This is a genomic window from Pseudomonas sp. PA-1-3F, assembly GCF_021609665.1.
Lineage (GTDB): Bacteria > Pseudomonadota > Gammaproteobacteria > Pseudomonadales > Pseudomonadaceae > Aquipseudomonas > Aquipseudomonas paracarnis.
Window position 1 is genome coordinate 1 of sequence record NZ_WJZD01000009.1, and the last position, 23585, is coordinate 23585.

Genomic DNA, 23585 nt, shown 5'->3' on the forward strand with positions numbered 1-23585 from the left:
TTCCCGCGCTCCGCGTGGGAATGCAGCCCGTGACGCTCCGCGTCACCCCTCAACTGCGGCGGGACGCGGAGCGTCCTGGGAGGCGTTACCACGCAGAGCGTGGGAACGAGCATGTGCCTGCTGCCGGAAGATCGTTCCCGCGCTCCGCGTGGGAATGCAGCCCGTGACGCTCCGCGTCACCCCTCAACTGCGACGGGACGCGGAGCGTCCTGGGAGGCGTTACCACGCAGAGCGTGGGAACGAGCATGTGCCTGCTGCCGGAAAGATCGTTCCCGCGCTCCGCGTGGGAATGCAGCCCGTGACGCTCCGCGTCACCCCTCAACTGCGGCGGGACGCGGAGCGTCCTGGGAGGCGTTACCACGCAGAGCGTGGGAACGAGCATGTGCCTGCTGCCGGGAAGATCGTTCCCGCGCTCCGCGTGGGAATGCAGCCCGTGACGCTCCGCGTCACCCCTCAACTGCGGCGGGACGCGGAGCGTCCTGGGAGGCGTTACCACGTAGAGCGTGGGAACGAGCATGTGCCTGCTGCCGGAAAGATCGTTCCCGCGCTCCGCGTGGGAATGCAGCCCGTGACGCTCCGCGTCACCCTTCAGTTGCGACGGGACGCGGAGCGTCCTGGGAGGCGTTACCACGCAGAGCGTGGGAACGAGCAGATCAGAACTCGATGCGTACATCACCCTTCGGCACACTGCAGCACGACAGGATATAGCCTTCGGCTTCGTCCTCTTCGGTAATCCCGCCGTTGTGCTCCATCTCCACTTCGCCGCCCAGTTTCATCACCTTGCACGTACCGCAGATGCCCATGCCGCAGGCCTTGGGGATCAGCAGGCCGAGCTTGGCCGCCGCGGCATGCACCGTTTCTCCCGGCGCCACGCGAATGCTTTTGCCGGACGCGATAAATTCCACTTGATGCAGGTCTGCCAGGTCGATCTCCGGCGCATCCGCCGCTTGCTCGGCCTGCTCCACCGCATCGGCACGGGCTTCGGGCGGTGTCGCGCCAAAGGACTCTTCGTGATAACGGGTCATGTCGAAACCGGCGACTTCCAGCAGGCGCTTCACAGCATTCATGTACGGCGTAGGGCCGCAGCAGAACACTTCGCGCTCCAGGAAGTCCGGCACCATCAGCTCCAGCATCTTGTGGTTCAGATAGCCGCGATACCCGGCCCATGGCTCACCCAGGCCGTGTTTTTCGCAAATCAGGTGCAGGCTGAAGTTGTCGATCCGCGACGCCATGTGCTCCAGCTCGCGGTGATAGATGATGTCCTTGGGCGAGCGGGCGCTGTGGATAAAGGTCATGTCGACGTTCGCGTTGGTGTCATAGAACCAGCGCGCCATGGACATCACCGGCGTAATTCCAACGCCGCCGCTGAGGTACAGCACTTTCGGGCTCGGGAAGTCGATGGCATTGAACAGCCCGACCGGGCCGTGCACCGCCAGCTCCTGGCCTTCGTGCAAAGTGTCGTGCAGCCAATTGGAGACACGGCCGCCCGGCACACGCTTGATGGTCACCGAAAAGCTGTAAGGCACCGACGGTGAGCTGGAAATCGTGTACGAACGCATGATCGGCTGGCCTTCGATTTCCAGCTCCAGAGTGACGAATTGCCCTGGCTTGAAAAAGAACAGGATCGGCTGATCGGCCATGAAGCAGAAGGTGCGCACATCCCAGGTTTCCTGGATGACTTTGACGCAGCGGACGATGTGCCGACCATTGGCCCAGGTCTGGGTGGTTACCGGATTCAGGAAATTATTGGACATGTTGTTCTCCACCGCCGACGTCGGCCTTATGGTGGCGATTCTGCGTAACGCGAGAACCACCCATTTACCTATCTGCGACATTCACATACTTACGGCGACCAGCCCCCAAAGACAGGGGCTTGCGCGTCGGGATCAGATTGGGCCATGTCGCCCATGGATAAGGTTCGACGTTACGCCGGGCCCACACTCGCTCCCAACAAAGACGCGTTCTTTACGCCTTGCACAGCACCAACCGTAGCCACTATTCGCCGGCCACACAGAATGGCCATGAGGACACACACGATGGACGTCACCGCAACCTTAAGCTTGGGCGATCCGCTGGAACCCGCACGCAAGGCCACCGCGCAAATGCTGCAAGAGCGCGAGCGCACTTTTTCGCTGCCGCAGCCGTTCTACTCTGATGAGCGGTTGTTTGATATCGACATGCAGGAGATCTTCCAGAAAGAGTGGTTGATCGCCGGCATGACCTGCGAAATCCCCACCAAGGGCAACTACCTGACCCTGCAAGTGGGCAAGAACCCAATCATCGTGATCCGGGGTGCCGACGGCGTGGTGCATGCGTTCCACAACGTCTGCCGCCACCGTGGCTCGCGCTTGTGCACCAGCGACAAGGGCAAGGTCGCCAAATTGGTGTGCCACTACCACCAGTGGACCTACGAGCTGGACGGCCGCCTGCTGTTCGCCGGCACCGAGATGGGCGCCGATTTCGACATGAAGCAGTACGGCCTCAAGCCGGTGAACGTGAAGACTGCTGGCGGCTACATCTTTATCAGCCTGGCCGAAAATCCACCGGCCATTGACGACTTCCTGTCGACGCTCAGCCATTACATGGAGCCCTACGACATGGAGAACACCAAGGTGGCGATCCAGACCACCTTGTTCGAAAAAGCCAACTGGAAGCTGGTGCTGGAAAACAACCGCGAGTGCTACCACTGCAACGCCTCGCACCCGGAACTGCTGAAAACCCTGCTGGAATGGGACGACGTTACCGACCCGCGCGCCGACCAGGCGTTCAAGGATCACGTGGCTGCTTCTGCTGCCGCTTGGGATGCCGAAAAAATCCCTTACGCCCACGCCAGCTTCGGCCTGCGTAACCGCATCGTGCGCATGCCGCTGCTCAAGGGCACTGTGTCGATGACCCTAGATGGCAAACAAGGCTGCGCCAAGCTCATGGGCCGCATCAAGAACCCGGACCTGGGCTCGATGCGCATCCTGCACCTGCCGCACTCCTGGAACCACTGCATGGGCGACCACATCATTGTGTTCACCGTGTGGCCGATCAGCGCCCAGGAAACCATGGTCACCACCAAGTGGATCGTGCACAAGGACGCGGTGGAAGGCGTGGACTACGACGTGGAGCGCATGCGCCAGGTGTGGGATGCCACCAACGACCAGGATCGCCGCCTGGCCGAAGAGAACCAGCGCGGCATCAACTCCACCGCCTACCAGCCAGGCCCTTACTCCAAGACCTATGAGTTTGGCGTGGTGAATTTTGTGGATTGGTACAGCGAGCGGATGTTGAGCAACCTGGGTGCTGCTCCGGCGCCGTACCTAAAAGGTGTGGCCGCACACGAATAACTGCCCCCCATAGATCACAATGTAGGAGCGAGCTTGCTCGCGAAAAACTCACAGGCACCGCGTTCATCCAGGGAACACGCGTTATCGTTGACGTTTTTCGCGAGCAAGCTCGCTCCTACATCAGTTCTCGCGCAAGCCCCTAGCGCCCTGCCCTCCAGCCTTTACCCCACAACTTATCCACAAAGCCACCCACAGCAATTGTGGGCGAGTGCGCCGTGCTCGCAAATTAAATCAAGAAAATCCGTGACTTATTCAAACTTGCAGGTTTTATCTTGAGCTGCTCATTTATTGATCAACCCTCCAATAGCCTTGATTAGCGTGGCTTCCAGCGGTAAGCGAACACCTTATCCACAGATGCACCAACAGACTTTGGGGGCAACTTTTTCCGGGTTGTGGAAAAGCCCGTGAAACCCTCATGAATCGGGGATATCGAGCCGTTTAAACGGCGATTAAGCGAGATTTGATCAATTATTGACCAATCCCTCGAAGACCACGCTTTACAAGGCCTGTAGCGGATAGCGAACATCTTATCCACAAAAGCGCCAACAGACTTTGGGGGCAAGTCGAGGCCTCAACCCGGTAAAAACCCGAGTAAAAACCGCAAGTTAGGTTGGTTGTTTTTCGTACAGAGGGCTGCAGAGCTTGATACACCGGGCTTGTGGACACCCGCGAACAGGTTATCCACAGGCGGATCAACAGGCATTGTGGGTAAGCCCAACATAAAGCAGGGAAGTGCGGGAGCGGGCTTGCCCGCGATTGCAATACGTCAACGGATGCATGGGTTGCTGACCCACCGCTATCGCAGGCAAGCCAGCTCCCACAAGGTTTGGTGGTGGTCAGGGTTCAGCGTACGACGCCCTCTTCTACCAGAAGCTTGAGAATCGCTTGCGCGCCCTCTTCAGCGCTCACGCCCTTGAGCACCTGCCCACCGCCGCCACTGGCCTTGGCCGTTGCGGCTTTCATACGGTCGGCACCACTCTTGGCCTTGATCACCTTGAGGCGCTTTGGCCGTGGCTTGGCCGGTTGCAACAGTGCGCCTGTGAATAACTCGTCGTGTTCAATCTCAACGTCATGGGCGGCCAGTTCACCCCGTTGCGCCGGGCCGTAGGCGCTCTGGCGTGGCTTGGGCGCGGCGTTATCCACAGTGGCGAGAAACGGCAGGCGCACCTTCAAGCGCCGCCGCTGGCCGCGAGGCAGCGCCTGCAGCACCAGGGCTACGCCGGCGTCAATGGACTCCACCTGGGCCAGCCCCACAATCAGCGGCCAGCCCAGTTGCTCGGCCAAGAGGAACGGCAGCATTCCCGAACCTTCGCCGGTTTCTGCCTGGCTCCCGGTCAGTACCACTTGAGCACCGGCGTCGCGCAGATACTCACAGAGCACCGGCAAGGCATCCGAGCCGGCCGGTTGTTCCAGTACCTGCAGTTGCGGCAGGCCCATGCCCAGGTAGCTGCGCAGGGTCGGTTCGGCGATGTTGCCGGCGTGCAGCACCTGCAACTTATCCCCAGCCAGTTGCAGCCCCAGCTCAACCGCGCGCGCATCCTGCTCGGCACGGCGTGGACGCCCGGAGGTGGGGTGAGCGCCGATGGACACCAGGCTGAATACAGTGTTCGTCATGGTCATATCCTCAGGCTGCATCGCGCTTGGCGCCGTTGCGGTAGATCTCGACCGCCGCGATCAAGGCGTGCAGTATCGCGGCGCTTTCGCCGATCACCGACAGGTCGGCACGCTTGATCATGTCGCACCCTGGGTCGAGGTTGATCGCCACCACCTTGTCGCAGGCACCGATGCCTTGCAGGTGCTGGATCGCCCCGGAAATGCCCACCGCCACGTACACCCGCGCAGTCACCCAGGTGCCGCTGGCGCCGACCTGGCGATCACGCGCCATGAAGCCATCGTCCACTGCCACCCGCGAGGCGCCTTCAGTAGCGCCCAGGGCCGCGGCGGTCTGGTGGAACAGCGCCCAATCCTTCACGCCGTTGCCACCGGAGAAAATGAACTCTGCCTCGGCCATCGGAATCGCTGCCGGATCGACCGCCACCGCGCCGAGGTCTTCGATACGCGGCAGACTGCGCGCCAGGCTTGTGGATAACTCCACGGGCAAGACTTCGTGGCGGGTCTCGCTGACCGGGTCGGCACATTCGGCGGCAGCGAGGATCAGACGGGGCAACGGCCGCGCCAGGTCTTCCTGGCCGGCACCGGCACGGCCGATGCATTCCTCGCCCTTGATCTGCCACACCCGCGTCGCCGGGCGCTCCTTGAGGCTGGCGGCAAAGCGCCGCCCCAGCTCACCACCACCGCTGCGGCTGTCTGGCAGCAACCAGTGGCGCGGGCTGAATTGGTTATCCACAGCGCGCAGGCCCTGCACGCGTTGCTCCGGTGCATAACCCTCGAACTCATGCCCCTCCAGCACCAGCAGCCGGTCGACGCCGGCCGTGGCAAAGGCGCTTTCCTTATGTTCACCGAACACCACTGCCAACACCGCGCCGTCATTACCGGCCAGTTGGCGCGCCAAGCCAAGCAGGTCGCGGTCGTGGCTGCTCAGGCGGCCACCGACCATGTCCGGCACCACGTTGATGTAGAACGCCGGGGTCGGCACTTGATGCAGCGGCAATTTCACTTCCACTGCCGCGGTGCGCTTGGCCGCGCCGCCCTGCTGGGCACCGCTGCGGTCGATGCGCTTGATGCCGTTGGGCCCGATAAAACCGACACCATGCACGTTTTTGCGAATGATGCCGTTGGGCCCCATCCAGCTGTGTTGCACCGGCTGCATCGCCGCGTGCAACGGGTGCAGGCGGTTACGGGCGATCCATTCGGCCCGGGGGTCGCGGCGGATAATATCGCTCATTAGTGCACCTCCGCAGGTTCACGCTTGACGGGGGCTTTGGCCGGCGCGGCGTCTTCAAGCAACGCGTCGGCTACCAGTTCGGCGATGTCCTTGATCAACGGGCGCGGTTCGACCACGCCTTCAAGCATCGCCGTGCATTGCGGGCAACCCACGGCCACCAGTTCGGCACCGGTCTCGCGTATGTCGTCCATGCGCATATCGGGGATACGTTGCTTGCCGGGGATGTCAGTGATCGGCGCACCGCCACCGCCACCGCAGCAGCGTGAACGGAAGCCCGAGCGTTGCATTTCCTTGACCTCGATACCCAAAGCCCGCAGCACTTGGCGCGGCGCCTCGTATTCGCCGTTGTAGCGGCCCAGGTAGCACGGGTCGTGGTAGGTCACGCTGTTGCCTTTGTGCTGGCCCAGGTTCAGCGCGCCCTCGCCGATCAGCTCGGCCATGAAGGTGCTGTGGTGCTGCACGCGGTAGTTGCCGTTGAAGGCGCCGTATTCGTTTTTCAGCACATGGAAGCTGTGCGGATCGCAGGTGACGATGCGCTTGAAGCTGTACTTGGCCAGGGTCTGGATATTGCGCGTGGCCAGCAACTGGAATGTCGCTTCGTCACCGAGGCGCCGCGCCACGTCACCGCTGTCGCGTTCTTCCAGGCCGAGCACGGCGAAATCGACCTTGGCGGCCTTGAGCACTTTGACGAAAGCGCGCAGGGTACGCTGGTTACGCATGTCGAAGGCGCCATCGCCGACCCAGAACAGCACATCGCAACTGCCTTTGTCGCTGAGCAACGGCAGGTTCAGGTCTGCCGCCCAGTTCAGGCGCCCACCGGGGGCAAACCCGCCGGGGTTGTCGGTAGCGATCAGGTTTTCCAGGACTTCAGCGCCCTTGTTCGGCGTGGCGCCTTTTTCCAGGGTGAGGTGGCGGCGCATGTCGACGATAGCGTCCACATGCTCGATCATCATCGGGCACTCTTCCACGCAAGCGCGGCAGGTGGTGCACGACCACAGGGTCTCGGCGTCCACCAGGCCGTTGACGATCGGCTGGTGCGGGTTGCCGCCGTGTTCGCCCACCGGTTTGCCGGGGTACGGGCTGCCGGCGAACTTGGCATCGGTGCCACCGGCCAAACCGACCACCATGTCCTGAATGAGTTTTTTCGGGTTCAGTGGCTGGCCGGCGGCAAACGCCGGGCACGCCGCTTCGCACTTGCCGCACTGCACGCAGGCGTCGAAGCCGAGCAGTTGGTTCCAGGTGAAGTCCTTGGGTTTTTCCACGCCCAGTGGCGCGGTTTTATCGCTCAGGTCCAAGGGTTTCAAACCGGTGGAGCGGCCACCGCCAAAGCGTTCGGCGCGACGGTGCCAGGCCAGGTGCAGGGCTCCGGCAAACGCGTGTTTCATCGGCCCACCCCAGGTCATGCCGAAGAACATTTCGGACACGCCCCACAACACGCCCACGCTCAGCAATGCCGCGAGCAGCCAGCCGCCGAAGTCGACGGGCAGAATCCCGGCCACCGGCAAGGTCACCAGGAAGAAGCTCACCGAGAAGGCCATCAGGCTTTTCGGCAGGCGCATCCACGGGCCTTTGGACAGGCGGGCAGGCGGATTGCGGCGGCGCAGGTACATGAAGATCGCGCCGACAAACATCAATGTCGACGCCAGCAGCAGGGCATAACCAAGAATGCGGCTCTGCAGGCCGAAACCGTGCACCACAATCGCCAGCAGCGCCGACAGCACAAAACCCAGCGCCGTCGCTACGTGGGTGTTGGCGATGTATTTGTCACGGGCGACCACGTGGTGCAGGTCGACCATGTAACGCTTGGGCATGGCCAAGAGGCCACCCAGCAGGTCGACTTTGGACGCGCGGCCACGGCGCCACATGTTCACCCGGCGCAAGGCGCCGAGGACGGCGAGGCCCAGGGCGGCAAAAAGCAGGATGGGAAGAAGGGTATTCAGCATGGTGAAGCTCCCACTAAGATCGTTCCCACGCTCTGCGTGGGCATGCATCCTGTGACGCTCTGCGTCACGACCTTAAAAGCAGACGCGGAGCGTCCAGGGCGGCATTCCCACGCAGAGCGTGGGAACGATCAGGTGCGTCAGAAATCCTTGCACAAGCGCAGGGCGTCATAGATGGCGGCGTGGGTATTGCGCTGGGCCACACAGTCACCAATGCGGAACAGCAAGTACCCCTCGCCCGCCTCGCTCAGGCATGGCTGCGGCTTGATCGCAAACAGCGCTTCAACGTCGATCTGGCCCTTGTTGCGCGAACCTTCCTTGAGCCCGTAGTAAATGGCCTCGTCCGGACGCACGCCGTTCTCCACCACGACCTGGTCGACCACCCGCTCCTCTTTGGCGCCGGTGTATTCGTTCTCCAGCACGGCCACCAGCTTGTCGCCCTCGCGGTAGACCTTTTCCAGCATCATGTCGCCGGTCATGATCACTTCCTTGGGGTACATGCTGCGGTAGTACGTGGGGAACGACGTACCGCCGATTGCCACGCCTGGCTTGATGTCGTCGGTGACGATCTCCACCTGGCTGCCTTTGTCGGCCAGGAAGTCGGCGACCGACATCCCGGTGAATTCACAGATGGTGTCGTACACCAGCACGTTCTTGCCAGGCAGCACCTTGCCGTCGAGCACGTCCCAACTGCTCACTACCAAGCCTTCGGCAGCGCCCCAGTGTTCGTTCTGCTCGATGAACGGGTGCCCGCCCACCGCCAGCACCACCACGTCCGGACGCACGTCCAGGATGGTCTCGGCATCGGCTGCAACACCCAGGCGCAGGTCGACTTTCAAACGCGCCAGCTCCAGTTGATACCAACGGGTGATACCGGCGATCTGGTCACGTTGCGGCGCTTTCGATGCCGTGGTGATTTGCCCGCCGATAAACTCCTTTTTCTCGAACAGCGTCACGTCGTGGCCACGTTCAGCCGCCACGCGCGCGGCTTCCATCCCGGCCGGGCCGGCCCCCACCACAACCACCTTGCGCTTGGGCCCGGTGGACTTCTCGATGATGTGCGGCACGCCCATGTATTCACGGGAGGTCGCGGCGTTCTGGATGCACAGCACATCCAGGCCCTGGTACTGGCGGTCGATGCAGTAGTTGGCGCCCACGCACTGCTTGATCTGGTCGATCTGGCCCATCTTGATCTTGGCGATCAGGTGCGGGTCGGCGATGTGCGCACGGGTCATGCCGACCATGTCCACATAGCCGCCTTCCAGAATGCGCGTGGCCTGGTTCGGGTCCTTGATGTTCTGCGCGTGCAGCACCGGAACCTTGACCACTTCCTTGATGCCGGCCGCCAGGTGCAGGAACGGCTCCGGCGGGTAGCTCATGTTCGGGATGACGTTGGCCAGGGTGTTGTGGGTGTCGCAACCCGAGCCCACCACGCCGATGAAATCGAGCATGCCGGTGTCATCGTAGTACTTGGCGATTTGCTTCATGTCCTCGTGGGACAAGCCGTCCGGGTGGAATTCGTCACCGCACAGGCGCATGCCCACACAGAAGTCATCCCCCACTTCGGCACGCACGGCCTTCAACACTTCCAGGCCGAACTTCATGCGGCCCTCGAAGCTGCCGCCCCACTCGTCGGTACGCTTGTTGACCCGCGGGCTCCAGAACTGGTCGATCATGTGCTGGTGCACGGCCGACAATTCCACCCCGTCCAGGCCACCGGCCTTGGCCCGACGCGCAGCCTGGGCGTAGTTGCCGATCACACGCCAGATTTCTTCTGGCTCGATGGTCTTGCAGGTGGCACGGTGCACCGGCTCACGCACGCCGGACGGCGACATCAGGGTCGGCCAGTTGAAGCCGTCCCAACGCGAGCGCCGGCCCATGTGGGTAATCTGGATCATGATCTTGGCGCCATGCTTGTGCATGGCATCGGCCAGATTCTGGAAGTGCGGGATGATGCGGTCGGTGGACAGGTTCACCGACGCCCACCATTCCTGCGGGCTGTCGATGGCCACCACGGAGGAACCACCGCAGATCGCCAGGCCAATACCGCCCTTGGCTTTCTCTTCGTAGTACTTCACATAGCGGTCGGTGGTCATGCCGCCGTCGGTGGCATACACCTCGGCATGCGCAGTGCTGAGCACCCGGTTGCGGATGGTCAGTTTGCCGATCTGGATCGGCTGGAACATTGCTTCGAAAGCCATGGCACGGTCCTCGGCTTACAACGGTTTGACGGTGAACAAACCATCATCGTGGCCCTCTTCGGAGCCTCCGTAGACTTGTTCGGCGACAGTGCGGATCTTGCTGCCACGCGCTTGAAGAATCTGGTCCATGGCGCCGGCAAACCAGCCGGTGAACATGTAGTCCACTTTGCGTCCGACCTTGCCGTAGACATACACAAAAGCTGAATGCTCAAGCTTGACGCTGGCGGTGCCTTTATCGAGGTCGATGTCCTGGATCTTGAACAGGCCCCAGCCGCGTTGCGACAGGCGCTTCATGTAGTGCTCGAACACCGCGACGCCTTCCAGGCCGTGGCATTCAGCTTCTTTTTCACACCAGTGCCAGGCGGATTTGTAGCCGGCCTTGTAGAGGATCTCGGCGTAGGCGTCGGCCCCCAGTACTTCTTCGATACCCATGTGGTTGTTGACGAAGAAATGGCGTGGCACGTACAGCATCGGCAGGGCGTCGGAGGTCCAGACACCGGTTTCGCTGTCGACTTCAATTGGCAATTGCGGGGCGATCTTGGCCATGGAAACTCAACTCCAGAAAATTCGTTTTGATGCCCGCCGCGCGGATGGCGGCGGGTGAAGGATTAAGCGAGCAGTGGCTTATTCGCCCCAGACGTCCTTGAGCACGTTGACCCAGTTCTCGCCCATGATCTTGCGCACCACGCGCTCGCTGTGGCCGCGCTTGAGCAGGGTCTCGGTGAGGTTGGGGAACTCACCCACGGTGCGGATGCCCAGCGGGTTGATGATCTTGCCGAAGCTGGTCAGGCGGCGGGCGTAGCCCTTGTCATGGGTGAGCATTTCGAAGAAATCCTGGCCATGGCCCTGGGTGAAGTCGGTGCCGATGCCGATGGCGTCTTCGCCGACGATGTTCATGGTGTATTCGATGGCTTCGGCGTAGTCGTCGATAGTCGAGTCGATGCCCTTGGCCAGGAACGGCGCGAACATGGTCACGCCGACAAAACCGCCATGGTCGGCGATGAACTTCAGCTCTTCATCGGACTTGTTGCGCGGGTGCTCTTTAAGCCCGGACGGCAGGCAGTGGGAGTAGCACACCGGCTTTTTCGATTCGAGGATGACCTCTTCACTGGTCTTGGAGCCCACGTGGGACAGGTCGCACATGATGCCGACGCGGTTCATCTCGGCGACGATCTCACGCCCGAAACCCGACAGGCCGCCATCACGCTCGTAGCAGCCGGTGCCCACCAGGTTCTGGGTGTTGTAGCACATCTGCACCACCCCCACGCCGAGCTGCTTGAAGATCTCGACATAGCCGAGCTGGTCCTCAAAGGCATGGGCATTCTGGAAGCCGAAGATGATGCCGGTCTTGCCCTGCTCCTTGGCGCGACGGATGTCGGCGGTGGTTTTCACCGGGATCACCAGGTCGCTGTTCTCACGGATCAGGGTCTGGCTGGCGACAATGTTATTGATCGTGGCCTGGAAGCCTTCCCACACCGACACCGTGCAGTTGGCGGCGGTGAGGCCACCTTTGCGCATGTCTTCGAACAGGTCGCGGTTCCACTTGGCAATAATCAGACCGTCGATAACGATGCTGTCGGCGTGCAACTCGGCTGGGCTCATCAGGCGTCCCCTTATTGGCGATTCATGCGCCGAATCGTCTGCCGGCGCTTTGGGGCCAGCATATGCCCAGGGACCGACGGAGCCGGGTGCAAAAACGACAGGGGAATTGCCGAAAGCGTCAATCCGCGACAAAGCCTGCGAAGACAGGCCCCACGGTCGGCTGTTCTTTGTCTTACGCTTGAGCCAGAATTGCGCATCACGTGATATGAGACGGCGCAATGAAATCGATTTTCCTGGCTTTGGCACTCATCGCAACCACCGCCCACGCGGCCGAAGACACCGACAGCACGCCGTGCGACGGTATCGAGAACGACCAGCAAACCTTGGAATGCGCCACCTACAACAAGACCACCGCCGAGCAATTGCTCAAAGATAACTATCAGGGGTTGCTGGAGCGCATGGGTTCGACCTACGGCAGCGACAAGACCAAACTGGCGGACATTACCGCCCGTCTGAAGGATGCGCAGCAGAAGTGGGAAAAACTGCGCGACGCCGATTGTGCAGTGGACACCTTCCCGGCAGTGACCGGCACCAAGGCCTATGCGATTGCGCACAACGACTGCCTGGCGCGCATGAGTGATGAGCGGTCGGAGTTTTTGGAGTCGATTGGGCAGGAGTGATTTACGCACCCTATTGGCCAAGCAAGTCACCGACTGCTCAAGCAGCGATCCTCAAATTTAATGATGCTTTCCCTCTCAAGGATGAGTGCTGAACAATGCAATGGTTTCCTACCCCTCCCACCGACAACCTGTACAAATTTGCCGCTGTTTGCGGCCTGCTGATGCTCGGCGGTGCGCTGTTTGTCATCTTGGCATTGGCTTACCTGGATTATCGAATCGAGGCACAAACCGATGCGTCTCTCGACAACTTTTCAAGCCAACATAATCAAAGATTGTTCAGCAAACGCATCACCGCGCTGGACGGAAAGGACAACGAGAAGGACTGGATTCCGCAGCTTTCAAAGGAGCTAAATAACGATCCGATCTTCTTAAAGAACGTATTGAATATCCAAAAAGAGATGAGTGCCGGCTATAAACCCGCTGATCCTGATACGCTCGATCTGGCTTTCAACTTCGTACATGCTCGAGAGACGTTGTCATTGATCGTACTCGTTATATACGCCCTCGTCGCATCATCTCTAACCGTATTTGGCCTGAGCGGCTGGCGCAAAAAAATCCACGAGCCAAACGAGCGCCAGAATGAACTCGACGAAGAAATCAAGAAAGCCAGCTTGTTGAAATTGCACATCGAGATATCTCAAATGCAGCCCATGAGCGACACCGTAAAGAAGCTGTTTGAGCTGGGCGGTATCATGCGCCCCAATAAATAACTTACCCACGAGCATTTTCTGGGACGCGGAGCATTACATGACCATCTGCGGCATCGAAATCAAAGGCAGCGAAGCCATCATCGCCGTCGCCTCCCTGAACAACCAGGCGCTGACCCACGTCGCCCTGGCCACCAAGAAAATCGCCCTTGAAGACGACGACGAAGCAGCCAACGTCAAAGCCTTTGCCGCCCAGGTGAAGGCGTTCGTACAGGCGAACACCATTACCCGTATCGCGATCAAGAAACGCAGTAAAAAAGGCGAGTTCGCCGGTGGCCCGACGACGTTCAAGATCGAAGGGGTGTTTCAGTTGCTGGATGGGGTGGAGGTGACGCTGCTGTCGCCGCAGACCATCAATGCACAGAACAAGAAGCACACCTTTGATCTGCCCGCGACGCTGAACAAGTACCAGCATGAAGCCTACAAGGCGGCATGCTCGGCCCTGCTGAAAAAGTAAGCTACACCACAACTCAACGTGGGAGGGGCGGTGCGATGATGGTGTTATCGCGGCGCCATTAAAGGAGTTTTATACCCAATTATGGAAACGACTATAAATTATAGCCCCCACTATAATTGACTAAAAAACGATCAAACCACCTCCCGTCGCCGATCCTCCCGCGGGCATTTGGCAAACCTTGCGCGATAGCTCCTGGTGAAATACGACGGAGACTCAAACCCGCACGCAATACTCACTTCCAGCACGCTCATGTCGCTCTGGCGCAGCAGTTTGCGGGCTTTTTCCAGGCGCAGGCCCAGGTAGAAATTGCTCGGCGTATCGTTCAGGTGCAGGCGAAACAGCCGCTCCAGTTGGCGTCGGGTGACCTTGATCGTTTCGGCCAGGGCCAAGGTGCTCAGGGGCGGTTCGGTGTGCTGTTCCATTTCGCCGATCACGTGCACCAGTTTCTTGTTATTGATGCCGTAGCGCGTGGCGATCTGCATGCGCTGGTGGTCCTTGCGGGGGCGGATGCGGCCGAGTACGAATTGCTCGGAAACCTGGATCGCCAGCTCCGGGCCGTGAGCCTGAGCGATGAGATCGAGCATCAAATCGATGGACGCGGTGCCGCCGGCGCAGGTGATGCGGCGCCGGTCGATTTCGAACAGTTCCTGGGTCACGCTCAGGTGCGGATAGGCCTCCTTGAAGGCGTCGATGGCTTCCCAGTGCAAGGTCAGGCGGTGGCCGTCAAGCAGGCCCGCCTCGGCCAGCACGCAGGCGCCGGTGTCGATGGCACCGAGGGTCACACCCTCATGGTCGAGGCGGCGCAGCCAATGCTCCAGGGCGGGCGTGGCGAACTGCAGGGGTTCGAAGCCGGCCACCACCAGTAAGGTCGCGCCTTTTTTCAACGGTTCCAGCGCGGCATCGACGTTGACCGACATGCCGTTGCTCGCCAGTACCGCGCCGCCATCGGCACTCAAGATGTGCCAGCGGTACAGCTCGCCGCGAAAGCGATTGGCCACGCGCAACGGTTCCAGCGCGGAGATAAAACCGAGGGCCGAGAAACCCGGCATCAGCAAGAAATAGACATCCTGGGACATGGTGGCGCTCTCGTCATACGGGCAGCGTGGTCACTGTGATACGCCAGTTCAACCGGCCATTCAAGAGCCCAGGTCGCTGCAGTGCAAGAGTGGGTCGCCGCCGTGCGCTTTGCGGGGCGCCAAGCTGCGTAACGTGATCCCACGGCGCACAAAGACGCCGGCACCCACAATAACGACTGCCGAGGGCTCCACCCATGAACCGACTGATCAGCCGCTGCGTACTTGCACTCAGCGCCAGCGCCATTTTGAGCACTAACGCCCTGGCAGCGGATGCCGCTTCATGCCAGAACGTACGCATGGGCGTGGTCAACTGGACCGACGTCATCGCCACCAGCGCCATGGCCCAGGTGCTGCTCGATGGCCTCGGCTACAAGACCAAACAAACCAGCGCCTCGCAGCAAATCATCTTTGCCGGCATCCGCGACCAGCGCCTGGACCTGTTTCTGGGTTACTGGAACCCGCTGATGACCCAAACCATCACGCCGTTCGTCGACGCCAAGCAAGTCAAGGTCCTCGAAAAACCCAGCCTGGAAGACGCCCGCGCCACCCTCGCAGTGCCGACTTATCTGGCGGACAAGGGCCTGAAAACCTTTGCCGACATCGCCAGGTTCGAGAAAGAGCTGGGCGGCAAGATTTATGGCATCGAGCCGGGCTCGGGGGCCAATACGCAGATCAAGGCGATGATCGCCAAAAACCAGTTCGGCCTGGGCAAGTTCCAGTTGGTGGAGTCCAGCGAAGCCGGCATGTTGGCGGCCGTAGACCGTGCCGTGCGCCGCAAGGAAGCCGTGGTGTTCTTTGGTTGGGCACCGCACCCGATGAACGTCAATGTGGCGATGACTTACCTCACCGGCAGCGAAGGCGCCCTGGGCCCGAACGAAGGCATGGCCACCGTGTGGACCGTGACCGCGCCGGCCTACGCCGAGCAGTGCCCCAACGTGCATAAGCTGCTGACCAACCTGACGTTCACCGCCGCCGACGAGAGCCGCATGATGCAACCGCTGCTGGACCACAAGGATGCCATCGAATCCGCCAAGCAGTGGCTCAAGGATCACCCGCAAGACCAGGCGCGCTGGCTGGAGGGTTTGACCACCTTCGACGGCAAACCGGCTGCCGCCAACCTGCAATTGACCACGAAATAACCCATCCAGATCACCGCTTCGCAACCCCTGAAGGTTGCGAACGGCGCCCTGCGCCTTGAAATCACCCGCCTGTAAGGAACCGCCCCATGAACCACGACGTCATCATCACCTGCGCACTCACCGGTGCTGGCGACACGACCGCCAGAAGCCCCCACGTGCCGGTCACTCCCAAGCAAATCGCCGCCGCTGCCGTGGAGGCCGCCAAGGCCGGCGCCACGGTCGTGCATTGCCACGTACGCGACCCCGAGACCGGCAAGTTCAGTCGCGACGTCGCGCTGTACCGCGAAGTGATGGAGCGCATCCGCGAGGCCGACATCGACATCATCGTCAACCTCACCGCCGGCATGGGTGGCGACCTGGAGATCGGTGGCGGCGAGAATCCCATGGAGTTCGGGCCCAATACCGACCTGGTGGGCCCGCTGACCCGCCTGGCCCACGTTGAAGAACTGCTGCCGGAAATCTGCACCCTGGACTGCGGCACGCTGAACTTCGGCGATGGCGACACCATTTACGTGTCCACCCCGGCGCAACTGCGTGCCGGCGCCAAACGTATCCAGGAATTGGGCGTAAAGGCCGAGCTGGAAATTTTCGACACCGGCCACCTGTGGTTCGCCAAGCAGATGATCAAGGAAGGGCTGCTGGATAACCCGCTGTTCCAACTGTGCCTGGGCATTCCCTGGGGCGCACCGGCCGACACCACCACCATGAAAGCCATGGTCGATAACCTGCCCGCCGACGCGGTGTGGGCCGGCTTCGGCATTGGCCGCATGCAAATGCCAATGGCCGCGCAGGCGGTGCTGCTGGGCGGCAACGTACGGGTGGGCCTGGAGGACAACCTGTGGCTGGACAAGGGCGTGCTCGCCACCAATGGGCAGTTGGTGGAACGCGCCAGTGAAATTCTCAGCCGGTTAGGCGCAAGGGTCCTGACCCCAGCCGAAGGCCGCATCAAGATGGGCCTGACCCAACGCGGCTAACACAGACACCACACAACCCTGGGGGAGCCGGGCTTGCCCGCGATGAGGCCAGTGAATCTGCCACATCTTTGTAGCCTGCAATGCCGCCATCGCGGGCAAGCCCGGCTCCCACAAAGGCTCATCGAACACTTTAGGAATATGCCATGCGCTTTATCACCGAAATCAAAACCTTTGCTGCGTTGGGCAGCGGTGTCATCGGCAGCGGCTGGGTGTCCCGTGCCCTTGCCCATGGTCTGGATGTGGTGGCCTGGGACCCCGCGCCCGGTGCCGAGGCGGCCTTGCGCAAACGCGTCGCCAACGCCTGGCCAGCCCTTGAACAACAGGGCTTGGCACCAGGCGCCTCCCAGGACCGCCTGCGCTTTGTCACTACCATCGAAGACTGCGTAAAGGACGCCGACTTCATCCAGGAAAGCGCCCCGGAACGCCTGGAACTGAAGCTGCAATTGCACAGCCAGATCAGCGCCGCGGCCAAGCCGAACGCATTGATCGGCTCCAGCACCTCAGGGCTGTTGCCCAGCGAATTCTATGAAAGCTCTACCCACCCGGAACGGTGCGTGGTCGGCCACCCCTTCAACCCCGTCTACCTGTTGCCACTGGTAGAAGTGGTGGGCGGCAAAAACACCGCGCCAGAGGCGATCCAGGCAGCGATCAAGGTGTATGAATCCCTCGGCATGCGCCCTTTGCATGTGCGCAAGGAAGTGCCGGGGTTTATTGCCGACCGCCTACTGGAAGCGCTGTGGCGTGAGGCGCTGCACCTAGTCAATGACGGGGTGGCGACCACCGGCGAAATCGACGACGCCATTCGTTTTGGTGCCGGGTTGCGCTGGTCGTTCATGGGCACTTTCCTCACTTACACACTGGCGGGCGGCGACGCCGGCATGCGCCACTTCATGGCACAGTTCGGCCCGGCGTTGCAGCTGCCGTGGACTTATCTACCGGCGCCTGATTTGACTGAAAAGCTGATTGATGATGTGGTCGATGGCACCGCTGAGCAGTTGGGTAACCACAGCATCTCGGCGCTGGAGCGCTATCGTGATGACTGCCTGCTGGCGGTGCTGGAAGCCGTAAAAACAACCAAGGCCAAGCACGGCATGAACTTCGCCGAATAACCCTGTGGGAGCTGGCTTGCCTGCGATGGCGGTGTTGGCCTCACCATTGCTATCGCAGGCCGGCCAGCACATTTGACCGCACACTGAATTGGATTCATGCCATGCCCGCACTGACCACCTACACCACTAAAATCCTGCCCGACTGGGTCGACTACAACGGCCATCTGCGTGACGCGTTCTATCTGCTGATCTTCAGCTACGCCACCGATGCGCTGATGGACACCCTGGGGCTGGACAGCGAAAACCGCGAAGCCAGCGGCCACTCGCTGTTCACCCTGGAGTTGCACCTGAACTATCTGCATGAGGTAAAGCTCGGCGCCGAGGTTGAGGTGCATACCCAACTGATCGCCCACGACGCCAAGCGCCTGCACCTTTATCACAGCCTGCACCTTGTGGGCGAAGAGCGCGAGTTGGCGGGTAACGAACAGATGCTGCTGCATGTCGATCTGGCCGGGCCGCAGTCGGCGCCGTTTGCCGGCGCGACCCTGGAAAAACTCATCGCTCTCAGCCAGGCACACACCGATCTACCCCGGCCAGCCCTGCTCGGCCGGGTGATCGGGCTGCCCGCGCAAAAAAAAGCCCCGATCCAGCCGTGACGGGATCGGGGCAGAGTGCTTTGTGTGAGCCGTGCATTCGAGGGTGACCAAACCTTCAAGCTGCGTGCCTGGGTTCAGTGTGCCCGTTACGGGCCGAGTCAAGCACCTCGAAAACGACCTGTTCATAGCCATCCGAGCCATCGGTGGATTCTGCCCTTGCCGCCAGTCCTGGGGCCTACCAGAATCCAAGTCATTCCCGCTCCCTACACCAGGATGACCGTCATGATGCACGCGGATTTGATTGACCAGGATGACCTGCTGAGCCAACTGCGCTCCCTGGGTTTTGAAGTGTCCAGCGGCGCTACCGCCGAGCAGGCCTGCGAATGTGCGGTGCGCGGGTTGAGCGAAGCGCGGGCCAAGGCGCTCAAGGGCATGGTGGAACAGATGTACAGCGGCAGCGCTACGATTTTGCCGGCGGTGAGGCAGGCGATCGACAAGCAGTTGCTGCCGGCGCTGATGCAGTTCAAACAGAACTCTGGCGCCTGAAACTCCGCCATCGCAGGCAAGCCAGCTCCCACAGGGGAACGCATTCCAAAGTGGGAGCTGGCTTGCCTGCGATGCAGACGGCTCGGTCTAGAGCCTTACACTGGCAAAGGTCGACTCATTGCGCGCCTGGCTCAACGCCGACATCGGCCCCGACAACGGTGACAACACCAGTGCCGGCGGAATCGGCATCATCGCTACTTGCTGGGTGGTGTTGGAGCCTACGCGCTCATCCCGTGGCGGAATGCCGAAATATTCGCGATAGCACTTGGAAAAGTGCGGCGTAGACACAAACCCGCACACCGAGGCGACTTCGATAATCGACATCGGCGTCTGCTTGAGCAGTTGCCGTGCGCGGATCAGGCGCAGCTTGAGGTAGTAGCGCGACGGCGAGCAGTGCAGGTATTTCTGGAACAGCCGCTCCAACTGCCGGCGCGACACGGCGACATACACCGCCAGTTCGTCCAGGTCGATTGGCTCTTCGAGGTTGGCTTCCATCAGCGCGACGATTTCCTGCAGCTTCGGCTGGTTGGTGCCAAGCATGTGCTTGAGCGGCACACGCTGGTGATCCTGTTCGTTGCGGATGCGTTCGTACACGAACATCTCGGAGATGGCGGCCGACAATTCACGGCCGTGATCGCGGCTGATCAGGTGCAACATCATGTCCAGGGGCGCGGTGCCACCGGAGCTGGTGAAGCGGTTGCGATCGAGGGTGAACAGGCGCGTGCTCATGGCCACCCGTGGGAAGGCTTCCTGCATCGACGCCAGGCATTCCCAGTGCACGCTGCAATCAAAGCCGTCGAGCAGGCCGGCGCAGGCCAGGGCCCAGCTGCCGGTGCACACTGCGCCAAGGCGACGAGACTGGCGTGCCTGGCTTTGCAGCCACGACACATGTTCACGGGTGACGGTGCGCTGAATACCCACGCCGCCGCACACGATGACCGTGTCCAGCACTGGTGCTTTGTGCATGGAGGCATCAGGTGTGATTTGCAGGCCATCGCTGGCCCACACCTGGTTGCCGTCGACACTCAGGGTTGTCCAGCGATACAGCTCGCGGCCGGACAGCTGGTTGGCCATGCGCAGTGGCTCCACGGCTGACGCCAGGGAAATCAGCGTGAAATTGTCCAGCAGCAAAAAGCCGATGGATTGAGGCGCACGGTTCTGGGGTTGGGCCCCGGAGTTGGTCGACGTCATCGCGGTATCTCCTCACATCACACAAAGCGGGTGGCGGCCTCAGGCGAGGCTCTTGTTATTGCGCTCGTCCTGAAAAGGAGAGGCTTTGTAATTGATAGAGCAAATGCCATGCCTAAAATTGAATGGCTATTCAAGAACTCCTGAAAACGACCTGTTTATGCGTCTATATGAGCCCACGCGTGAAGTGCGGGATATGACGCATAACGGGCGGGGTTCAAGGGGGGTGAGCAGATCGGTAGCACTTGTGGGAAGGCGCTTTGCGGGCGTAGGAGGAGTCTGTCACCCAAAGCACATCAGGCGTGTGATCGTGTAGGAATTCGTTCGGAAGCTACTTATCTATTTGCGACGCGCTAAAAGGTGGCGATTTTGGCTGGGGTGTTCACTTTGTGAGCAATGATGCTCCTCTGTTCAGCTCGTTCCCACGCTCTGCGTGGGCATGCATCCTGTGACGCTCTGCGTCACCCATGGGCAGAGCGTCCGGGGCGGCATTCCCACGCGGAGCGCGGGAACGATCATGTCACTGACTCAACATTCAACCGCACTCACCGCCAACCCACCGCGTGATGTCTCTTTGTACTTGTCATGCATATCGGCCCCGGTATCACGCATGGTGCGGATCACCCGGTCCAACGAGATGAAGTGCTGGCCATCGCCCCGCAACGCCATTTGCGCCGCGTTGATCGCCTTCACCGCCGCAATTGCATTGCGCTCGATACACGGCACTTGCACCAGGCCGCCCACCGGGTCGCAGGTCAGGCCGAGGTTATGTTCCAGGCCGATTTCGGCAGCGTTGCACAGTTGCTCCGGCGTGGCACCAAGTATCTCCGCCAGCCCGGCTGCGGCCATGGCACACGCGGAACCGACCTCGCCCTGGCAACCGACTTCGGCACCGGAGATCGAGGCGTTCTTTTTACACAGGATGCCCACCGCCGCCGCGCCCAGCAGGTAGTCGACCACGTTGGCTTCGGTGACTTCTTCGCTGAACTTCATAAAGTAGTGCAACACCGCCGGGATGATTCCCGCTGCGCCATTGGTGGGCGCCGTGACCATGCGCCCACCGGCGGCGTTTTCTTCGTTGACCGCCAGGGCGAACAGGTTGACCCACTCCATGGCGCTCAAGGTCGAGCCGATCACATTGGGCTTGTTCAGCTCCTGCAAGCTGCGGTGCAACTTGGCAGCGCGACGGCGCACGTTCAAGCCGCCGGGCAGGATGCCTTCGTGCTTGAGGCCCTGCTCCACGCAATCTTGCATGGCGCGCCAGAGCTTCATCAGGCCGCTGCGGATTTTTTCTTCGCTGCGCCAGGTTTTTTCATTCGCCAGCATCAGTTCGGCAACGCGCAGGTTGTGAGTCTTGCACAACTGCAACAGCTCCACGGCACTGGAAAAGTCATAAGGCAGCTCGGTGCGGTCCATGTCCGCCACACCGCTTTGGGCCTGGGCTTCATCCACCACAAAACCGCCGCCCACCGAGTAATAGGTGTCGCGGTGCAACTCGCCGTTTTCGCCAAACACCACCAGGGTCATGGCATTGGGATGGAACGGCAGGTTCTCATCGAGCAGGCGCATATCCCGCGCCCACACAAAGGGCACCGGCAAACGCCCGTCCAGCAGCAGCGTGTCGGTTTCGCGCAGGGTGTGGATACGGGCGCCGATTTGCGTGGGGTCGATTGCGTCTGGCCACTCGCCCATCAGGCCCATGATGGTGGCGGTGTCGCTGCCGTGGCCGATGCCGGTGGCCGACAACGAGCCGTACAGTTGCACTTCGACACGCTGCACCTGTTCCAGCCACCCACGCTCACGCAACCCTTGAACGAACAACGCCGCGGCGCGCATGGGCCCCACGGTGTGCGAACTCGAAGGCCCGATGCCGATCTTGAACAGGTCGAAAACGCTGATAGCCATTAACGTGGAACTCCTCGATAAGCACGGGCCGGGCTTGAACGAGGTGCTACGCTCAGATCGCCCAGATGGCGGCATCATCAAGCTTTTATTCGTCATCACGGCGTCTCACACCGACGCACTCATGCTCACCAGCGGCGCTCGCGTGCGAACGCCAGTTTTGGCCGTTTTTTGCGGTGCAGAAGGGTAAAAACAGCAGTTTTACCTTCGGAAAAACCTGTAAGCGACGTCATCGGTACTGGATGCGACCCTCCCTGTACTGGATACGACGCCCCCTGTAGGCGTCAGATTTTCACTGGTACATGATCAGTCTCGACTCGTTTGCAAGGCACCGCGCCAGAGCTGTTGTCGCACGCTCCAACCGCAACACTTATAAAGCGCGGCGAATGCCGCCAGAAAAGACACAGGAGTCTACCCACATGAAAGGTTCACCCTCGTTGTTGTTGGCCGCCATGCTGAGTCTGCCAGTCGTGGCACACGCCGCAGAACCGGAACAGTGCAAGACCGTCAACTTCTCCGATGTCGGCTGGACCGACATCACCGTCACCACCGCGACCACCAGCGAGATCCTCAAGGGCCTGGGCTACAAGCCGCGCACCACGATGATTTCGGTACCTGTGACTTACAAGTCCCTGGCCGACGGCAAGAACATGGATATCTTCCTCGGCAACTGGATGCCGACCATGGAAAACGACATCAAGCAGTACCGTGATGCCGGCACCGTGGAAACCGTGCGCGCCAACCTGGAGAACGCCAAGTACACCCTGGCGGTCCCAGAGGCGCTGTATGAGAAGGGCCTGAAAGACTTCGCCGACATCGCCAAATTCAAGGATGAACTGGGCGGTAAGATCTACGGCATCGAGCCGGGCAACGATGGCAACCGCACCATCCAGACGCTGATCGACAAAGATGCCTTCGGCCTGAAAACCGCCGGTTTCAAGGTGGTCGAATCCAGCGAAGCCGGCATGCTCTCCCAGGTCGAACGCGCCTCCAAGCGCAACCAGGCCATCGTGTTCCTCGGCTGGGAACCGCACCCGATGAACACTCGCTTCAAGATGAAGTACCTGACCGGTGGTGACGACTCGTTCGGCCCCAACTACGGCCAGGCCACCATCTACACCAACACCCGCAAAGGCTACACCCAGGAATGCAGCAACGTTGGTCAGTTGCTGAAAAACCTGGTGTTCACACTCGACATGGAAAGCACCCTGATGGGTAACGTCCTGGACGACAAGATGAAGGCCGATGCTGCCGCCAAGGCCTGGCTGCAGAAGAACCCGCAAGTGCTCGACACCTGGCTCGCCGGTGTCACCACCGTTGATGGCAAACCAGGGCTCGATGCCGTTAAAGCTTACCTCGCCAAATAGCACCCGCTGACCCCAGGCCGGTGCGCTGGCCTGGGATGTTTTCC

The 23585-nt window shown here is 61.0% G+C and carries 20 protein-coding genes; 10 read left to right on the forward strand and 10 right to left on the reverse strand.

Going from position 1 to position 23585, the window contains the following annotated elements; translation table 11 throughout:
* Nucleotides 1–653: 653 nt before the first annotated feature.
* Nucleotides 654–1754, reverse strand: coding sequence for a glycine-betaine demethylase subunit GbcB (gene gbcB / locus GIV26_RS07985; RefSeq protein WP_014720237.1), 1101 nt, complete (start codon nucleotides 1752–1754; stop codon nucleotides 654–656).
* Between the two features lie 282 nt (nucleotides 1755–2036).
* Here gbcB and gbcA point away from each other — a divergent pair, with 282 nt between their 5' ends.
* Nucleotides 2037–3332, forward strand: a complete 1296-nt coding sequence (gene gbcA, locus GIV26_RS07990) for a glycine-betaine demethylase subunit GbcA (RefSeq protein WP_032894948.1) — start codon at nucleotides 2037–2039, stop codon at nucleotides 3330–3332.
* A gap of 843 nt (nucleotides 3333–4175) precedes the next feature.
* Here gbcA and etfB read toward each other — a convergent pair.
* From etfB to GIV26_RS08020, 6 genes are all read right to left on the reverse strand, one after another.
* Nucleotides 4176–4946: an electron transfer flavoprotein subunit beta gene (etfB, locus tag GIV26_RS07995; protein ID WP_057976578.1), complete on the reverse strand. Its 771-nt coding sequence runs from the start codon at nucleotides 4944–4946 to the stop codon at nucleotides 4176–4178.
* A 10-nt stretch (nucleotides 4947–4956) separates the two neighbouring features.
* Nucleotides 4957–6177 carry an electron transfer flavoprotein subunit alpha gene (gene etfA / locus GIV26_RS08000; RefSeq protein WP_236280016.1) on the reverse strand — a complete coding sequence of 407 codons (1221 nt, stop codon included), beginning with the start codon at nucleotides 6175–6177 and terminating at the stop codon, nucleotides 4957–4959.
* Nucleotides 6177–8120: a dimethylglycine demethylation protein DgcB gene (gene dgcB / locus GIV26_RS08005; RefSeq protein WP_054898201.1), complete on the reverse strand. Its 1944-nt coding sequence runs from the start codon at nucleotides 8118–8120 to the stop codon at nucleotides 6177–6179. The genes etfA and dgcB overlap by 1 nt, the downstream gene beginning before the upstream one ends.
* Nucleotides 8121–8257: 137 nt before the next feature.
* Nucleotides 8258–10318: a dimethylglycine demethylation protein DgcA gene (gene dgcA / locus GIV26_RS08010; RefSeq protein WP_003194876.1), complete on the reverse strand. Its 2061-nt coding sequence runs from the start codon at nucleotides 10316–10318 to the stop codon at nucleotides 8258–8260.
* A 15-nt stretch (nucleotides 10319–10333) separates the two neighbouring features.
* Nucleotides 10334–10864, reverse strand: coding sequence for a DUF5943 domain-containing protein (locus GIV26_RS08015; RefSeq protein WP_008033249.1), 531 nt, complete (start codon nucleotides 10862–10864; stop codon nucleotides 10334–10336).
* Nucleotides 10865–10942: 78 nt separating this feature from the next.
* Nucleotides 10943–11920 (reverse strand): dipeptidase, encoded by a 978-nt coding sequence (locus tag GIV26_RS08020; protein ID WP_032879065.1) that lies wholly within the window; start codon nucleotides 11918–11920, stop codon nucleotides 10943–10945.
* A 218-nt stretch (nucleotides 11921–12138) separates the two neighbouring features.
* Between GIV26_RS08020 and GIV26_RS08025 the strand changes: the two genes are divergently transcribed.
* The 3 genes from GIV26_RS08025 (at nucleotide 12139) to GIV26_RS08035 (ending at nucleotide 13704) form a co-directional block, all read left to right on the forward strand.
* Nucleotides 12139–12540 (forward strand): lysozyme inhibitor LprI family protein, encoded by a 402-nt coding sequence (locus GIV26_RS08025; protein ID WP_014720247.1) that lies wholly within the window; start codon nucleotides 12139–12141, stop codon nucleotides 12538–12540.
* Nucleotides 12541–12635: 95 nt separating this feature from the next.
* On the forward strand, nucleotides 12636–13250 hold the full coding sequence (locus GIV26_RS08030; protein ID WP_198862366.1) for a hypothetical protein: 615 nt from the start codon (nucleotides 12636–12638) through the stop codon (nucleotides 13248–13250).
* 37 nt (nucleotides 13251–13287) lie between these two features.
* On the forward strand, nucleotides 13288–13704 hold the full coding sequence (locus GIV26_RS08035) for a DUF3010 family protein (RefSeq protein ID WP_236280018.1): 417 nt from the start codon (nucleotides 13288–13290) through the stop codon (nucleotides 13702–13704).
* 131 nt (nucleotides 13705–13835) lie between these two features.
* Here GIV26_RS08035 and GIV26_RS08040 read toward each other — a convergent pair whose 3' ends face one another.
* Complete coding sequence (locus GIV26_RS08040) at nucleotides 13836–14780, reverse strand: GlxA family transcriptional regulator (protein WP_197880522.1); 945 nt, start codon at nucleotides 14778–14780, stop codon at nucleotides 13836–13838.
* 194 nt (nucleotides 14781–14974) lie between these two features.
* Here GIV26_RS08040 and GIV26_RS08045 point away from each other — a divergent pair, with 194 nt between their 5' ends.
* The 5 genes from GIV26_RS08045 to GIV26_RS08065 all read left to right on the forward strand — a co-directional run bounded on the left by GIV26_RS08045 (nucleotide 14975) and on the right by GIV26_RS08065 (nucleotide 19084).
* Nucleotides 14975–15919, forward strand: a complete 945-nt coding sequence (locus tag GIV26_RS08045; protein ID WP_236280020.1) for a choline ABC transporter substrate-binding protein — start codon at nucleotides 14975–14977, stop codon at nucleotides 15917–15919.
* An 86-nt stretch (nucleotides 15920–16005) separates the two neighbouring features.
* The gene (locus GIV26_RS08050; RefSeq protein ID WP_034128888.1) at nucleotides 16006–16893 is read left to right on the forward strand and encodes a 3-keto-5-aminohexanoate cleavage protein; all 888 of its coding nucleotides are present in this window, start codon (nucleotides 16006–16008) and stop codon (nucleotides 16891–16893) included.
* Nucleotides 16894–17036: 143 nt separating this feature from the next.
* A complete protein-coding gene (locus GIV26_RS08055; RefSeq protein WP_236280022.1) occupies nucleotides 17037–18002 on the forward strand; it encodes an L-carnitine dehydrogenase in 966 nt (321 codons plus the stop codon).
* 101 nt (nucleotides 18003–18103) lie between these two features.
* Complete coding sequence (locus GIV26_RS08060) at nucleotides 18104–18598, forward strand: thioesterase family protein (RefSeq protein WP_236280024.1); 495 nt, start codon at nucleotides 18104–18106, stop codon at nucleotides 18596–18598.
* 222 nt (nucleotides 18599–18820) lie between these two features.
* Nucleotides 18821–19084, forward strand: a complete 264-nt coding sequence (locus tag GIV26_RS08065; protein WP_072435402.1) for a hypothetical protein — start codon at nucleotides 18821–18823, stop codon at nucleotides 19082–19084.
* Nucleotides 19085–19171: 87 nt separating this feature from the next.
* On the opposite strand, the gene GIV26_RS08070 is transcribed toward GIV26_RS08065, so the two are convergent.
* Both GIV26_RS08070 and GIV26_RS08075 read right to left on the reverse strand, forming a co-directional pair.
* Nucleotides 19172–20275 carry a GlxA family transcriptional regulator gene (locus tag GIV26_RS08070; RefSeq protein WP_003194907.1) on the reverse strand — a complete coding sequence of 368 codons (1104 nt, stop codon included), beginning with the start codon at nucleotides 20273–20275 and terminating at the stop codon, nucleotides 19172–19174.
* A gap of 525 nt (nucleotides 20276–20800) precedes the next feature.
* Nucleotides 20801–22177, reverse strand: a complete 1377-nt coding sequence (locus GIV26_RS08075) for an L-serine ammonia-lyase (protein ID WP_236280026.1) — start codon at nucleotides 22175–22177, stop codon at nucleotides 20801–20803.
* Between the two features lie 416 nt (nucleotides 22178–22593).
* On the opposite strand from GIV26_RS08075, the gene GIV26_RS08080 reads away from it, so the two are divergent.
* The gene (locus GIV26_RS08080; protein ID WP_034128893.1) at nucleotides 22594–23541 is read left to right on the forward strand and encodes a choline ABC transporter substrate-binding protein; all 948 of its coding nucleotides are present in this window, start codon (nucleotides 22594–22596) and stop codon (nucleotides 23539–23541) included.
* Nucleotides 23542–23585 lie beyond the last annotated feature (44 nt).

What these genes read in the sequence shown, in the direction of transcription:
- gbcB (WP_014720237.1), bottom strand. Translation starts at nt 1,754, where the DNA reads ATGTCCAATAATTTCCTGAATCCGGTAACCACCCAGACCTGGGCCAAT.
- etfB (WP_057976578.1), bottom strand. Translation starts at nt 4,946, where the DNA reads ATGACGAACACTGTATTCAGCCTGGTGTCCATCGGCGCTCACCCCACC.
- GIV26_RS08030 (WP_198862366.1), top strand. Translation starts at nt 12,636, where the DNA reads ATGCAATGGTTTCCTACCCCTCCCACCGACAACCTGTACAAATTTGCC.
- GIV26_RS08015 (WP_008033249.1), bottom strand. Translation starts at nt 10,864, where the DNA reads ATGGCCAAGATCGCCCCGCAATTGCCAATTGAAGTCGACAGCGAAACC.
- GIV26_RS08035 (WP_236280018.1), top strand. Translation starts at nt 13,288, where the DNA reads ATGACCATCTGCGGCATCGAAATCAAAGGCAGCGAAGCCATCATCGCC.
- GIV26_RS08060 (WP_236280024.1), top strand. Translation starts at nt 18,104, where the DNA reads ATGCCCGCACTGACCACCTACACCACTAAAATCCTGCCCGACTGGGTC.
- GIV26_RS08055 (WP_236280022.1), top strand. Translation starts at nt 17,037, where the DNA reads ATGCGCTTTATCACCGAAATCAAAACCTTTGCTGCGTTGGGCAGCGGT.
- dgcA (WP_003194876.1), bottom strand. Translation starts at nt 10,318, where the DNA reads ATGGCTTTCGAAGCAATGTTCCAGCCGATCCAGATCGGCAAACTGACC.
- GIV26_RS08040 (WP_197880522.1), bottom strand. Translation starts at nt 14,780, where the DNA reads ATGTCCCAGGATGTCTATTTCTTGCTGATGCCGGGTTTCTCGGCCCTC.
- GIV26_RS08050 (WP_034128888.1), top strand. Translation starts at nt 16,006, where the DNA reads ATGAACCACGACGTCATCATCACCTGCGCACTCACCGGTGCTGGCGAC.
- GIV26_RS08045 (WP_236280020.1), top strand. Translation starts at nt 14,975, where the DNA reads ATGAACCGACTGATCAGCCGCTGCGTACTTGCACTCAGCGCCAGCGCC.
- GIV26_RS08080 (WP_034128893.1), top strand. Translation starts at nt 22,594, where the DNA reads ATGAAAGGTTCACCCTCGTTGTTGTTGGCCGCCATGCTGAGTCTGCCA.
- etfA (WP_236280016.1), bottom strand. Translation starts at nt 6,177, where the DNA reads ATGAGCGATATTATCCGCCGCGACCCCCGGGCCGAATGGATCGCCCGT.
- GIV26_RS08075 (WP_236280026.1), bottom strand. Translation starts at nt 22,177, where the DNA reads ATGGCTATCAGCGTTTTCGACCTGTTCAAGATCGGCATCGGGCCTTCG.
- GIV26_RS08025 (WP_014720247.1), top strand. Translation starts at nt 12,139, where the DNA reads ATGAAATCGATTTTCCTGGCTTTGGCACTCATCGCAACCACCGCCCAC.
- GIV26_RS08020 (WP_032879065.1), bottom strand. Translation starts at nt 11,920, where the DNA reads ATGAGCCCAGCCGAGTTGCACGCCGACAGCATCGTTATCGACGGTCTG.
- dgcB (WP_054898201.1), bottom strand. Translation starts at nt 8,120, where the DNA reads ATGCTGAATACCCTTCTTCCCATCCTGCTTTTTGCCGCCCTGGGCCTC.
- gbcA (WP_032894948.1), top strand. Translation starts at nt 2,037, where the DNA reads ATGGACGTCACCGCAACCTTAAGCTTGGGCGATCCGCTGGAACCCGCA.
- GIV26_RS08065 (WP_072435402.1), top strand. Translation starts at nt 18,821, where the DNA reads ATGATGCACGCGGATTTGATTGACCAGGATGACCTGCTGAGCCAACTG.
- GIV26_RS08070 (WP_003194907.1), bottom strand. Translation starts at nt 20,275, where the DNA reads ATGACGTCGACCAACTCCGGGGCCCAACCCCAGAACCGTGCGCCTCAA.